The sequence below is a fragment of the Rhizobium sp. NLR16a genome (assembly GCF_017948245.1).
Taxonomy (GTDB): domain Bacteria; phylum Pseudomonadota; class Alphaproteobacteria; order Rhizobiales; family Rhizobiaceae; genus Rhizobium.
Genome location: NZ_CP072865.1, coordinates 2,544,227 through 2,556,479 on the forward strand (window position 1 = coordinate 2,544,227; position 12,253 = coordinate 2,556,479).

At 62.1% G+C, this 12,253-nt stretch carries 15 protein-coding genes; 10 read left to right on the forward strand and 5 right to left on the reverse strand.

The genetic code is table 11. The features are described 5' to 3' along the window. Positions 1 to 55 precede the first annotated feature (55 nt). From J7U39_RS12470 to J7U39_RS12500, 7 genes are all read left to right on the forward strand, one after another. The gene (locus J7U39_RS12470; RefSeq protein WP_210628472.1) at positions 56 to 472 is read left to right on the forward strand and encodes a TIGR02301 family protein; all 417 of its coding nucleotides are present in this window, start codon (positions 56 to 58) and stop codon (positions 470 to 472) included. 103 nt (positions 473 to 575) lie between these two features. Next, on the forward strand, positions 576 to 833 hold the full coding sequence (locus J7U39_RS12475; protein ID WP_020920882.1) for a hypothetical protein: 258 nt from the start codon (positions 576 to 578) through the stop codon (positions 831 to 833). An 18-nt stretch (positions 834 to 851) separates the two neighbouring features. Beyond that, on the forward strand, positions 852 to 1,607 hold the full coding sequence (locus J7U39_RS12480; protein ID WP_210628473.1) for a hypothetical protein: 756 nt from the start codon (positions 852 to 854) through the stop codon (positions 1,605 to 1,607). A gap of 86 nt (positions 1,608 to 1,693) precedes the next feature. Continuing rightward, positions 1,694 to 2,539: a folate-binding protein YgfZ gene (locus J7U39_RS12485; RefSeq protein ID WP_210628474.1), complete on the forward strand. Its 846-nt coding sequence runs from the start codon at positions 1,694 to 1,696 to the stop codon at positions 2,537 to 2,539. A gap of 29 nt (positions 2,540 to 2,568) precedes the next feature. After that, positions 2,569 to 3,141 carry an HD family hydrolase gene (locus J7U39_RS12490; RefSeq protein WP_210631660.1) on the forward strand — a complete coding sequence of 191 codons (573 nt, stop codon included), beginning with the start codon at positions 2,569 to 2,571 and terminating at the stop codon, positions 3,139 to 3,141. Next, on the forward strand, positions 3,138 to 3,668 hold the full coding sequence (locus J7U39_RS12495; protein WP_210628475.1) for a tyrosine phosphatase family protein: 531 nt from the start codon (positions 3,138 to 3,140) through the stop codon (positions 3,666 to 3,668). Before J7U39_RS12490 ends, J7U39_RS12495 begins: the two co-directional genes overlap by 4 nt. A 59-nt stretch (positions 3,669 to 3,727) precedes the next feature. Further along, positions 3,728 to 4,609: a mechanosensitive ion channel domain-containing protein gene (locus tag J7U39_RS12500; protein ID WP_210628476.1), complete on the forward strand. Its 882-nt coding sequence runs from the start codon at positions 3,728 to 3,730 to the stop codon at positions 4,607 to 4,609. A 29-nt stretch (positions 4,610 to 4,638) separates the two neighbouring features. Here the strand turns inward: J7U39_RS12500 and J7U39_RS12505 are convergent, their stop codons facing one another. Further along, positions 4,639 to 5,154 carry a superoxide dismutase family protein gene (locus tag J7U39_RS12505; RefSeq protein ID WP_210628477.1) on the reverse strand — a complete coding sequence of 172 codons (516 nt, stop codon included), beginning with the start codon at positions 5,152 to 5,154 and terminating at the stop codon, positions 4,639 to 4,641. A 124-nt stretch (positions 5,155 to 5,278) separates the two neighbouring features. After that, positions 5,279 to 5,632: a hypothetical protein gene (locus tag J7U39_RS12510; protein ID WP_210628478.1), complete on the reverse strand. Its 354-nt coding sequence runs from the start codon at positions 5,630 to 5,632 to the stop codon at positions 5,279 to 5,281. Between the two features lie 411 nt (positions 5,633 to 6,043). On the opposite strand from J7U39_RS12510, the gene J7U39_RS12515 reads away from it, so the two are divergent. The 3 genes from J7U39_RS12515 to J7U39_RS12525 all read left to right on the forward strand — a co-directional run bounded on the left by J7U39_RS12515 (position 6,044) and on the right by J7U39_RS12525 (position 9,617). After that, on the forward strand, positions 6,044 to 7,948 hold the full coding sequence (locus J7U39_RS12515) for an EAL domain-containing protein (protein WP_210628479.1): 1,905 nt from the start codon (positions 6,044 to 6,046) through the stop codon (positions 7,946 to 7,948). A 143-nt stretch (positions 7,949 to 8,091) separates the two neighbouring features. Continuing rightward, positions 8,092 to 8,736, forward strand: coding sequence for an HD domain-containing protein (locus J7U39_RS12520; RefSeq protein ID WP_210628480.1), 645 nt, complete (start codon positions 8,092 to 8,094; stop codon positions 8,734 to 8,736). A 23-nt stretch (positions 8,737 to 8,759) separates the two neighbouring features. Beyond that, positions 8,760 to 9,617, forward strand: coding sequence for an MOSC domain-containing protein (locus J7U39_RS12525; RefSeq protein ID WP_210628481.1), 858 nt, complete (start codon positions 8,760 to 8,762; stop codon positions 9,615 to 9,617). 112 nt (positions 9,618 to 9,729) lie between these two features. On the opposite strand, the gene J7U39_RS12530 is transcribed toward J7U39_RS12525, so the two are convergent. From J7U39_RS12530 to J7U39_RS12540, 3 genes are all read right to left on the reverse strand, one after another. Next, complete coding sequence (locus tag J7U39_RS12530; protein ID WP_210628482.1) at positions 9,730 to 10,725, reverse strand: aldo/keto reductase; 996 nt, start codon at positions 10,723 to 10,725, stop codon at positions 9,730 to 9,732. A gap of 96 nt (positions 10,726 to 10,821) precedes the next feature. Next, entirely contained in the window at positions 10,822 to 11,592 is a 771-nt protein-coding gene (gene recO, locus J7U39_RS12535; protein WP_210628483.1) for a DNA repair protein RecO, read from the reverse strand. Between the two features lie 147 nt (positions 11,593 to 11,739). Further along, positions 11,740 to 12,225, reverse strand: a complete 486-nt coding sequence (locus J7U39_RS12540) for a hypothetical protein (protein ID WP_210628484.1) — start codon at positions 12,223 to 12,225, stop codon at positions 11,740 to 11,742. Between the last annotated feature and the right edge of the window lie 28 nt (positions 12,226 to 12,253).

A 12,253-nucleotide genomic window follows, 5' to 3' on the forward strand; every position in this document is an offset into this window, starting at 1 on the left:
TGGAAACTTTCAAGGGCGCCTTGTTGCCGTCACGCTCAACGTATCAACTGGAAGCATGATTCCCGTTCGACGCGTTGTCCTGTCTCTGCTCGTGCTTGCCGGCCCTGCCATGGCGCAGGGCAAGAATACGGCGCCTGCGCAGGAGGAGATTGCGCCGCCGGTCGCGACCGTGCCCTATGACGACAAGCTGGCGCGGCTCGCCGAAGTGCTGGGTTCGGTGCATTATCTGAGAACGCTTTGCAAGGCGCCGGGCGGGGATGAGTGGCGGGAAGGCATGAAGCAACTGCTCGATTCGGAGACAGGCAACGAACCGCAGCGCAAGGAAAGGCTCACCGCCGCCTTCAATCGCGGCTACCGAACCTTCGCGTCCGTCTACACGGATTGCACCCCGGCGGCCATCGTGGCAGAAGAGCGCTACCGTAACGAAGGTGCAACACTCGCCACAGAAATTACCTCGCGCTTTGGAAATTGACGTTTAATTAACCTGTTTTCGCATGCGGACGTGTCGTTTTGGGAAAAGGCTGTTAGTGTTATTAACGGTGCAGTAAGACATGAGAAGTTCTGAGGAAAAGACAATGGAAGCAAGCCTCAACGACATCGACGACATGATCGTCCACGAAAAGATGCAGGCGGCTCTGGAGTACCAGAACGAGGCTTGGGCCGACGGCATGGCCGACGGGATCGAACCGGAGATCATTGCTGATGCCGCCATCGCGCATGCCCTGCGCGAAACCATTCGATTGCACGGGGAAAACAGCGCCGAAGCTCTGCTCGATTCGCTGCGCGACCGTATGCTTGCCGGCGAATTTTCCGCCAACCGCACCCTGCAATAATTACTATCAGAGAGTTCGATGCGCATCGGTAAAGAGAAAGTTTCGCGAATTCGGCTCGCGCCGGTGCTGCTTGCGCTGAGCTTTGCCGCCGGCACCGTCCTCCTTGCGCCCTCGGCCTACGCGCTTTCCGAACTCCACAAGATCCCCGGCCAGGCCCCCAGCGACGCGCCGCCCGCACAGGGAAGTGCTGAGGGGCAGAACCAGACCCAGGGCACAACTCCCAGCGTTCCCATGGCGGAGCCGCTGGTCAACAGCCAGAACAATCAGGGCGTTGACAAGACGCCGGGTGCCCAGGACGCATCCAAGCCGGTCGAGGTGATTTACGACATCAATAAGGCGCCCGAGCCGGTTCGAAAAATGCGGCAACAGATCGTCGAGGCCGCCGCCTCCGGCGACCTCGAACGGCTGCGGCCGCTGATGGGCACTGGCAAAGACCAGACGCAGGTGACGGTGGGCGAAGCGAGCGACGACCCGATCGGCACGCTGAAAGATCTCTCCGGCGATCCCGACGGAGACGAAATTCTCGCCATCATGCTCGACATCGTCTCGACCGGTTTCGTTCATGTCGGCCAGGGCACAGCCGACGACATGTATGTCTGGCCCTATTTTGCAGAGAAGGATCTGAAGTCGCTGACCCCGCCGGAGCGAGTCGAGCTGCTGCGCATCGTCACCGCCGGCGATCTTTCCGACATGCAGGAGTTCGGCGGATATAATTTCTACCGCCTCGGCATTACGCCCGACGGCAAGTGGAAATTCTTCACGGCGGGCGACTGACGCCGCCCCGCGGCATGTCGCATGACCTTGCGATCCGCTTTACGAAGTCATACCTCTGAGCGACGACCAACGCGACAGGTTCCGCCATGCCAGCCGTATTCCTGAAAGACCGCTCACTGCTCTCCGTCGGCGGCGCGGACGCCCAGTCCTTCCTACAGAACCTGATCACCACCGATGTCATTTCCCTGGGCGCGGACGAGGCGCGGCCCGGAGCACTGCTGACACCGCAGGGCAAGATCCTGTTCGACTTCATGGTCTGGCAGGACGGCGTCGGCTATCTGATCGAGACGGATGCCGGCCAGTGCGAAGCGCTGGCGAAGCGGCTGACGATGTACAAGCTGCGGGCCGCCATTACGCTTACGACCGTCGCTGAGAATGGCATTACCGTTTGCTGGGGCGAGGATGCCGATAGCATCGGCGGTGCTCGAGACAGCCGCTTCGCCAAGGCGGGTGTCCCGCTGCGCCGCCGGGCAGGAAGGCATGGCGATGATGCGCCGTCACTCTACCACGCGCTGCGCATCCGCCATGGTATCGTCACCTCAGGATCGGACTTCGCCTTACAGGATGCCTTCCCGCATGACGTGCTGATGGATCTGAATGACGGCCTCTCCTTCAAGAAAGGCTGCTATGTCGGCCAGGAGGTTGTCTCGCGCATGCAGCACCGCGGCACCGCGCGCCGTCGCGTTGTCACCGTGTCCGCCGCAACGACCTTGCCTCAAATGGGCACGCAGATCACGGCCGCCGGCAAGCCGGTGGGGACACTCGGTTCGGTCGAGGGCGGCAGCGGGCTTGCGATCGTGCGAATCGACCGCGCCGGTGCCGCGATGGCGGAAGGCACGCCGCTGCTGGCCGGCCAAACGCCGGTTTCCCTCGCCCTGCCGCCATGGTCCGGGCTTGTCTTCCCCACCAGCGTCGACGAGGCCAGCGCGTGACGGCCAAAGCTCCGCGTGCCTGGCAACGCATGCTGTCCGGGCGCAGGCTCGATCTGCTCGACCCCTCGCCGCTCGATGTCGAACTCATCGATATCGCCCATGGGCTCGCCCGTGTGGCACGCTGGAACGGCCAGACATCAGGCGATCATGCCTTTTCGGTGGCGCAGCACAGCCTCGTCGTCGAAGATATTTTCCGCCGCTTCAACAATGCGCGGCCGGAGGACTGTCTGATGGCGCTGCTCCACGACGCGCCCGAATATGTGATCGGCGACATGATCTCGCCGTTCAAATCCGTTGTCGGCGGCGGCTACAAGGCGGTGGAAATGCGGCTGGAGGCCGCCGTGCATCTGCGCTTCGGCCTGCCGCCGCATCCGTCGGGCGATCTCAAGGACCGGATCAAGAAGGCCGACACGATCGCCGCCTATTTCGAGGCAACAGTCCTTGCCGGTTTCACGCCCGCCGAGGCGCAGAAATTCTTCGGCCAGCCGCGCGGCATCAGCAAGGAGATGCTGATGATCGAACCTTTGCCGGCGCTGGAAGCACAGCGGTTGTTCTGCGAGCGCTTTGCGGCGATCGAGGCCGAGCGGGGGATGGTATCGTGAGCTTCATCGTCGTCTCGCCGCTCTCGCGTATCGCCGAAATGGCGGTGCGCCACAAGGCGGGCGACATGATCAGCCTGATCGCCAAAGAACAGACCTTTCACCGGCCGGGTGTGATCGCCCCCGACCGCCATCTGACGCTTTCGATGAACGACATCGCGTTCAAGGGCACCGGCGGTCTCGTGGCGCCGGACGAAACGCATGTGCAAGCGATCATCGAGTTTGCCGCATCATGGCGGCAGGAGACCCCGCTGCTCATCCATTGCTGGATGGGCGTGTCGCGATCGCCGGCCGCGGCACTCATCGCAGCGTTGTCGATCGCGCCGGATCAGGACGAGGAAGGACTTGCCTGTCGGTTGCGCGCCGCCTCGCCTTTCGCGACGCCGAACGCCCGGCTGATCGAGATCGGCGACACATTGCTTGACCGCGGCGGCCGGCTGGTGGCGGCCGTAAAGGCGATCGGCCGCGGTGCCGACGCCGATGGCAACGCACCCTTCCTGCTTACGATCCGCGACGACGCCTGCAGTTGACGCTGCTGCCGTCCGCTCCATCTTGGCCTCGACCCATGCACAATTCTCAAGGCCTGATCATGGAACAACAAGCAGCCGACGTCCTCCTCGCCACCCGCACGGCACTCAGCCAGGCAAGCGCACTTGCAGTCCAATATTCCTTCTCGATCCTCGGGGCGTTGATCCTGCTCGTCATCGGCTGGACGCTGGCCGGCTTTGTCAGCCGCTGGGCCTATGAGGGCCTGTCGCGCATCCATGGCATCGACGAGACCCTGGCGCGCTTCTTCACCAACGTGGTGCGCTATGCGCTGTTGATCCTGGTGTTCATCACCGTTCTCGGCCAATTCGGCGTCCAGACCGCCTCGATCATCGCCGCCCTCGGTGCAGCCGGCCTGGCGATCGGGCTGGCGCTGCAAGGGACACTGCAGAATATCGCGGCTGGCATCATGCTCCTGATTCTCAGGCCGTTCCGCGTCGGCGAATATATCGAAACCAGCAGCGTGGCCGGCACGGTGCGCGAGATCGGATTGTTCGCCACGGAACTCAGAACCGGCGACGGGCTCTATCGGCTGGCGCCAAATTCGACGCTATGGAACACGCCGATCACCAACTTCAGTCGTGAACCTACGCGGCAAAACGACCTGAAAATCAGCATTTCTCGTGAGGATGACCTCGATCTGGCGATGGAGACGTTGATGGGCATTGCCAAAGGTAACCCAAGAGTGCTGGCGTCACCGGCACCCCACGTTTTCATCGACAGCCTTGGTGAAAGCACGATATCGCTAACGCTGCGCTACTGGGCAAAGACCGGTGACTGGTGGCAGGTCAGCCGCGACATGGTGAAGCGGGTAAAACTTGCCTTCGATGAAAAGGGCGATCCGACCGCTGTGCGGGACGGTGGAAGTTCCGCGCTAGGAAAAAGGTCCAACGGCACGGCGACGGAAAAGCCGACACGGCAGTGAAACGCTGCAGCGCAGGGGCGCTCGTCGGCCTATTCGACCACGCCGCAGGCTAGTCTTTCCCCGGCGTCACCGGAAGGCTGGCTGCGATAATCGTCGGAATTGGCGTGCACCATCAATGCGCGGCCGCGAATGCCATCTTTCTTGCCATCGAGCGTGACCATGCCGTCGAAGATCTGCGCTCTGAGCACCCCGTCCTGTCCGACATATTGATTGGGCATGTCGCCGGCATGCGGCCCTTTGGCGGCAAGGAGGCCATGTTCGGCCGAGTCCGGGTTGAAATGACCACCTGCCGATTCGTAATGGCTCGCCGCGTCGCAGCGGCCGGTTTCATGAACATGAAAGGCCACCCATTTGTTCGCCGGCAGCCCCGATATCTCCACTTCGATCAGGACGCCGCCATTGGCGGCGGCCGTCAACTGGGCGCGGCCATTTTCCTTGCCGTCCTTGCCGACGAAGTTGGCGACCGCCGTCTGCTTGTCCTGAGCGCTTGCCGGCAATGCAGCCGCCAGCAGGCTCAGGGCGGCGATGAAGCGCATGGCTTTCATGGAGATCTCCTTCCCTCCGGTTGTTCTTCTGAACGTATCAACCCGAAAGGTGTTCCTCTGCGGAGCATCCAAAGAGAAAAGCCGGCCAACGGGCCGGCTTTAGATCACGTGCGCTGTGACAGTGTCAGGCAACGGCGTCGAAATCGAACTGGCCGTAGGTCTTGCGGTAGAGATCGTCGGATTGACTGCCGGTTTCCGACGCGGTCTGCTGCAGCGGATAGGGGACGGCGATGCTGCTTGTCGTGCCGCTATCGTGGGTATCCATCATCAGCGCGATCAGGCTGCCGGAAAATTTGGGCTGAGTCTCGCTGCCCATGTCTTCCTCCAGGAGTTCCTTGATGATGCCGGGCTTCTCATCGGCGGCACGCTCGCCGCGGCTCAACACGCCGTCGCCGTTTAGATCAAGCCGCGAAAGCGTCGCGAGATACGCATATGAAGTGTCTGAAACGGATGTGGTGCGGGTCACACAAACCTCCATTCACCGCCTTTTGCCGGTGGCGTTTCTACGCAATACGGGGTGGGAAATAACTGTTGACTCGGTGGTTAAACTGATTTGCGCAGTGCGTCAATAAGCTGTTAACTTCTCGTTAACAATGGTTGACGGAAATTAACGGAGTGCACTCAGACCCGCGCTCCGCCGGCAGCCCTCCCGGTTTTTCGGCGATTTTCAGCATCGAAACAAGCGTCTGACGGCGTGCACCAGTGCTGCACTGCAACCGAATATTAATCCAGCCGTTCCAAGGTAATCATCCGGCGTCACCCATTATACGTATTCATAAGAACTGATTTCGATGTTTCTCTCAGGAAGGTTTTTCATGTCCGAAATTTTGAGGCACGTTCATCAGACGCGGGCGGCTCTTGCCGTTGCCGTTCTCCAAGACGCTTCCACATGAAGGCCGAGGCGCTTTTCTGGCGGCAATGCACCGAGGCCGTCATGGCCGATGGATCGATCGATGCGCAACGTCTGATGGAGCTGGTGATCGCAACCTATCGCGGCCATGAAAGCGACTATGATGCAATCGAGAGAAGTGCAGAAACCCTTCAAAAGGAAAACCGGACGCTGAGAGGGAACCTGTCGGCGCTCAGCCAGGCATTCGACGGACAGAAAAGACTCTTCGAGAGCGTCCTGAACAACCTGCCGCTCGGCCTCAGCGTCTTTGACGCCAGCCAGCGGCTGACGCTTTACAATCTCCGCTTCCCTCAGCTCTACGGCCTGCCGCCGGAAGATGTCGCCGCGGGCGCGACGATCGACGAACTCATCGGCAAAATGCGCGGCAACGAAAGCGCTGCATCCAAACCCGTCCGGCAGACAGCACGGCCTTCCCCCGTCAAGGCGGGAAGCAGCAGCATCCGCCGGCGCGAATGGCTGATGCATGATGGCCGCATCATTCAAAGCGTGGTGACCATCCTCTCCGACGGCAGCAGCATTGCCATTCATGCCGATATCACCGAGGATCGAAAGGCGGCCCAGCGCATCACCTATCTCGCCCATCACGATCCCCTGACCGGACTTCCCAATCGGATGCATTTCCGCGAGCTGGTTGATGCGACGCTCGGCGAGCGCAAGCCGCACGAGCAGATCGCCCTCGTCCACCTCAATCTCGACCGTTTCAAATCGATCAACAATACGATCGGGGTGTCGGTCGGCGACAAGATCCTGCAGCAGGTCGCGGAGCGGATCCGAGCCTCGGCCGGGTCGGAAAACATGCTGGCGCGCCTTGGTTCGGACGAGTTCGCCATCCTGCAGACGGGCAAGCAGCAGCCGAGAAACGTGACGGCGCTGGCCGACCAAATCCGCCGATCGCTTTCCGAGCCATTCCTGAACGGCGAGAAAAAGGTGACGCTCAGCGTCTCCATGGGTATTGCGATCGCTCCCGAGAACGGCGGGGAAACCGATATCCTGCTGAAAAATGCCGGCGTGGCGCTGTCGCATGCCAAGGCGGACGGACGCAAGCGCGAGCGCTTCTTCACCGGCGAAATGGAAGCGCAGATGCAGTTGCGCCACGCGCTGGAGGCAGATCTTCGAGCCGCCGTCGATAACGAGGAATTCGAACTGCATTACCAGCCGCTCTACGATCTTGCCGAGCGGCGAACCTGCGGTTTCGAAGCATTGATCCGCTGGAACCATCCGGTCCGAGGCCGCGTGCCGCCGATGGATTTCATTCCGCTTGCGGAGGAGGTCGGCCTCGTCGTCGATATCGGCCGCTGGGTTTTGCGGCGGGCCTGCAGGGATGCGGCCCAATGGCCGGAGAGCGTCAAGGTCGCAGTCAATGTTTCGGCGATCCAGTTCCGCAGCGGCAACCTGATGCAGGACGTCAGCGAAGCGCTTGCCGCGGCCGGGCTCTTGGCATCGCGGCTCGAACTGGAAATCACCGAGAGCGTGCTGATGGAGAACCTCAACGAGGTGCTGCCGATCCTGCATGCCCTGAAGGATCGCGGCATCCGCATCTCGATGGACGATTTCGGCACCGGCTACTCCTCGCTGAGCTATCTCTCGAGCTTTCCCTTCGACAAGATCAAGATCGACAAATCCTTCGTCAACGATATCGTCGACAACAAGGAAGCGCATGCGATCATGCGCGCGATCATCCTGCTCGGCGATGCGCTCGGCATGCGCGTGACCGTCGAAGGCGTCGAGACGGCCGCCCAACTGACGCTGCTCGAATGCGAGGAATGCGACGAGATCCAGGGCTATCACATCAGTCCGCCGCGCCCGGTCCGTGACGTGCCCCATCTTCTCTCACTGCCGCCGAAGAGCAGCGGCGCGACAGCTTTTCCGACGCTCGAGCGCTGACCTCCCTCGATTGCGACTCGCACGTTAAGCCGCTACAAACCGACTTCGAGATCCCCGGGTTTCGTAGCGGCGTCGGTTCCTGCGAAGCTCTTCGCTTTCGGCCGGCGCTCTTCGACGTTTTTCTTCCGACAAGAGGTGGCGTAATGTTCGAGGCCGAAGCCTTCTCCCCTCATGAAACGCTCGCAGCGGCGCTGGTCGCACACGCGGCCGAGGGCGACGACGGCTCACACGATCTTGCCCATATCCTGCGCGTCTTCAGGAACGCCATGCGCATCCATGCGGGAGAAGGCGGAGATGGGCGGATCCTTGCCGCCGCCGTGCTGCTGCACGACTGCGTCGCCGTCGAGAAGAATTCGCCCTTGCGGGAAAAAGCGTCGGCCTTGGCTGCGGAAAAGGCTTCGGTGATCCTTTCCGAACTCGGCTGGAGCGAAGCGGATATCGAAGCCGCGGCCCACGCCATCACCGCTCACAGTTTTTCCGCCGGGGTGGCGCCGCAGACGCTCGAGGCGAAGATCCTGCAGGATGCCGACCGGCTGGACGCGATCGGCATGGTCGGCGTCGCGCGCTGCTTTTATATCGGCGGACGAATGGGGTCAGGGCTCTACGATCCGTTCGACCCTGCGGCTACGAACCGTCCCCTCGACGACAAGCGTTATGCCATTGACCACTTCCGGACGAAGCTGTTCAGACTGGCGGAGGGATTCCAGACCGAGACCGGCCGCCGGATTGCGGCCGCGCGCGACAAGAGCCTGCGCGATTTTCTCGCGGCGTTCATGGATGAAATCTAGAGAACGAGATTCAGGGAGAAAGCATGCGCATCAGCAACCTCTTCATCTACCCGCTCAAGAGCGCTCGCGCCATCGCGCTACCCGCCGCCGACATTGGCGCCGAGGGGCTTGCCGGCGACCGGCGGGCGATGATCACCGACCCGCAGGGTCACTTCATCACCCAGCGCGAACTGCCGGACCTCGCGCGCATCGCGGTACGCCCGGAACCCGGCGCCTTTCGGCTGCTGATGCAGGGAAAGTCTGACCTAGCGGTGCCTCTGCCTCGGCATGAAGCCCGCATGGATGTGACCGTATGGAAATCGACCGTCAGCGCCGCCGTCGCCGATCCCGACAGCAACCACCGGCTTTCCGAATGGCTTGGACGCGAGGTGCGGCTGGTTTTTTTCGATGGGCAGGCACGACGGACGGCGAGCGCCGAATGGGCCGGCGAAGGCTCGCCCGTCACCTTTACCGACGGCTACCAGATCCTGGTGACGACGACGGGTTCGTTGAAGGCGCTGAATGCCGATCTCGCCGTTCATGGCGAAGGCGCGGTCGGCATGGAACGTTTCCGTCCGAACATCGTCATCGATATCGACGAGGCCTGGCCGGAGGACCGCTGGGCGGCGATCGAGATCGCCGGCATCCGTTTCGATCTCGTCAAGCCCTGTTCCCGCTGCATCATGACGACGCAGGATCAGTTGACCGGTTCGCGCGAGGTGCCGAACCCGATGCCAGCCATGGGCCGTATCCGCATGTCTGCTGACCGGCGTGTGCCCGGGCCGCTCTTCGGCTGGAACGTCACGCCGCGTGACAGTGGAAGGATCACGATCGGTGACACCGTCAAGATCATTGAAGTGCGGCCGGAAGGCTGGGCACTGAAGGTTCGCGCGCGAGGGTAGGTCCGAATTGCGGAAGGGCTGTTTGAACGGCGCTTTCGTCCGTATACGTCGCGACATCCCCTCATTCCCGTGCTCGTCACAGGAATGAGGGGGCGTGCGTCGCGCCCGCCCCCTACCCGCGCCCGAGTGCGGCGTCGATCGCGACCATGACCTCGGCTGACAGCGGTCCCTTTTCCAGCGCGCCGGCATTTTCCTCCACCTGGGCGACGGTGCGGAAGCCCGGAATGGGGAACGTGCGCGGAGACCTCGCGAGGAGCCAAGCGAGCGCCCCCTGCGTCAGCGTGCGGCCGCCTGACGTCAGGAGATCGCGGACGGCATCGAGCCTTGCGGCAAATTCCGGAGCCATGCGCCCGTCCTTGAAATAAACCATCCAGGGAAGTGCCGCGCCGCGGACATCCTTGGCGCCCACTGCCTTGTCGGCGGTGAACTTGCCGGTCAGGAGCCCCATGGCCAGCGGACCGCGATTGATGGAGATCAGGCCCTTCCCTTCGATCACCGCGATCATCTCCGGCACCGGATCGAAGACGTTCATCGTATGCTGGACCGAGACAAAGCCAGCGCGGCCGGCATGGCGGGCGGCGCGATCCGGATAATCGGTGCTCCAGCCGAATGCGTCGATCTTGCCTTCGGCGCGCAGGGCCTCCAACGTATCGAAGACGGCATCCGACTGTTCCAGCGGAAAATCGTTGATGTGAAACTGCAGCAGATCAAGGCGGTCGCGCTTGAGACGGAGCAGCGATGTCTCGACCGAGCGGCGAATGAAAGCCTCATCGGCGAAGGCGCCGATTGCCTGCTTCGTCTCGGCATCGGTCGCGAAGCCGAATTTGGTGGCGACGACGATATCGTCACGATTGCCGATCGCCCGGCCGAGCACCTCTTCCGAATGGCCAGCGCCGTAGTTCGAGGCGGTGTCGAAGAAGCGGATGCCGAGCGCGATGGCGCGATCAATCGCTTCGACCGATTCATTGTCGTCGACTTCGCCCCAGCCAAGCGGCGTGTCACCAGCGTAGAAAGGGCCGCCGATCGCCCAGCATCCCATGCCGAGGCGCGGGATTTCGCGACCGTTCCAGAGCGTGATCGTCGTCGGTGATGCGGTCTTGGTCAGCATGGGATCCTCCTTGATTGGCAGTCAAGAGATAGGTGCCGCCCATCGGCGGGTAAACCGCCAAATCCGGAGGATGTTTTGCAGCAGTAAAAAACCAGGTCAGGCGGAGACGCCATTCGGACCGGAAAGCGTCCGCGAGGCTGGATCAAGCGCCCTGAGGGCGGCCTGGACGAAACCGTCACGGGCTGCCGCAGCCTCGATGCCGCGCGGCTCGTAAACATGGCGATGCAGGAAGAACCCGGTCAGACGGAACGCGGCTGCAAGGCTGTCGAAGTCCGCCGCATGATTGCCTTCGGCGCCGAGGAAGGGCGGCAGGATCAGCATCTTGTCGGCCCACGGCGCGCCGGCGCTGCGGCTGACGGCGCGGCCGGATTTCGGCGAGACATAGGCGAGATCGGAGCGGGCGCCGGTCGCCGCGCATTCGGCAAGATCGAGGCCGAAGCCGAGATCGTTCAGCACCGCCAGCTCGAAACGCACGAAAAGTTCGCCGGCATCAGCCGGGTTATGCAGGTGATCGAGGATCACCTGCAGCGCGTCGAACAGGTGCGGATGCGGGTCTCGCTCCGGCAGCAGCCGCAGCAGAGCGCCCATCGCCTGGACGCCGTAGACGGCTGTCGCCGTTTCCATCAGACGGGCGGCGCGCAGCGTCACGGGCTCGACGCGGAATTCGCCGAGATGTTCGTCAAGCCGGGCGCGCCAGACGACCTCGACGGCGTTGCCCGGCTGCAGCACCGGCTGCATGGCGCGGGAGCGACCGGAACGCACCAGACCGAGGTGACGGCCGCGATCACGCGTCATCACCTCGGCGATGACGCTCGTCTCGCCGTGGCGTTTGACGCCCAGAATGATTGCATGGTCCTGCCACTGCATAAAAAGTCCCTGCGGCCGATTACCCTATCGTAGCGCATAAGTCGGGAAACCGGAATCGATTTCCCGAAGGATTGCCCGCAGTTTCAAAGTGATAGCATCTTGCGCGCAGGCACTCTCAAGCAGATCCCGCTTCCGTCACGGACTGCGTCATGCCGCAGCCGGCAGAAGTCTCTGCAGGAATTCGCGCATCGCCTTTTCGTCGAAAGGCTTCACCAGCAGCGGTATGTGCTGAAGGTCGCACGGGAAGTCACGGATATCGGAATAGCCGCTGACGAATCCGAAGGGAATACCGGCATCAAGAAGATGGCGGGCAAATCCGAAACTCATGCCCTCGCCGAGGTTGACGTCGAGAAGGGCGAAATCATATTTTTCTGCAGCGATGGCAGCCCTTGCCTCATCGAGACTGCCGACAATATCGATGCTGTCGACACCGGCCAGGCGCAAGATATCCTCCGCCTCCATTGCGATGATCAGACTGTCCTCGAGAACCAAAACACGGAGTGCATTCATGATTCCGTGCCCCTCGTCAGGCACTTGTCGCAGCGCCCCGGCCTTTTCGCCAACATCATTGCCCTCCGGTGCCCCGCATGGCACGCTATCGGTGAATTCCGCCACCAGTTCTGAGTAAACCATTTTTCTGCCCGGTCGATAAGAATCAAAG

Excerpts from the sequence above, each read along its gene's own strand:
- J7U39_RS12470 (WP_210628472.1), top strand. The coding sequence starts at position 56 with ATGATTCCCGTTCGACGCGTTGTCCTGTCTCTGCTCGTGCTTGCCGGC.
- J7U39_RS12475 (WP_020920882.1), top strand. The coding sequence starts at position 576 with ATGGAAGCAAGCCTCAACGACATCGACGACATGATCGTCCACGAAAAG.
- J7U39_RS12480 (WP_210628473.1), top strand. The coding sequence starts at position 852 with ATGCGCATCGGTAAAGAGAAAGTTTCGCGAATTCGGCTCGCGCCGGTG.
- J7U39_RS12485 (WP_210628474.1), top strand. The coding sequence starts at position 1,694 with ATGCCAGCCGTATTCCTGAAAGACCGCTCACTGCTCTCCGTCGGCGGC.
- J7U39_RS12490 (WP_210631660.1), top strand. The coding sequence starts at position 2,569 with ATGCTGTCCGGGCGCAGGCTCGATCTGCTCGACCCCTCGCCGCTCGAT.
- J7U39_RS12500 (WP_210628476.1), top strand. The coding sequence starts at position 3,728 with ATGGAACAACAAGCAGCCGACGTCCTCCTCGCCACCCGCACGGCACTC.
- J7U39_RS12505 (WP_210628477.1), bottom strand. The coding sequence starts at position 5,154 with ATGAAAGCCATGCGCTTCATCGCCGCCCTGAGCCTGCTGGCGGCTGCA.
- J7U39_RS12510 (WP_210628478.1), bottom strand. The coding sequence starts at position 5,632 with ATGGAGGTTTGTGTGACCCGCACCACATCCGTTTCAGACACTTCATAT.
- J7U39_RS12515 (WP_210628479.1), top strand. The coding sequence starts at position 6,044 with ATGAAGGCCGAGGCGCTTTTCTGGCGGCAATGCACCGAGGCCGTCATG.
- J7U39_RS12520 (WP_210628480.1), top strand. The coding sequence starts at position 8,092 with ATGTTCGAGGCCGAAGCCTTCTCCCCTCATGAAACGCTCGCAGCGGCG.
- J7U39_RS12525 (WP_210628481.1), top strand. The coding sequence starts at position 8,760 with ATGCGCATCAGCAACCTCTTCATCTACCCGCTCAAGAGCGCTCGCGCC.
- J7U39_RS12530 (WP_210628482.1), bottom strand. The coding sequence starts at position 10,725 with ATGCTGACCAAGACCGCATCACCGACGACGATCACGCTCTGGAACGGT.
- recO (WP_210628483.1), bottom strand. The coding sequence starts at position 11,592 with ATGCAGTGGCAGGACCATGCAATCATTCTGGGCGTCAAACGCCACGGC.
- J7U39_RS12540 (WP_210628484.1), bottom strand. The coding sequence starts at position 12,225 with ATGGTTTACTCAGAACTGGTGGCGGAATTCACCGATAGCGTGCCATGC.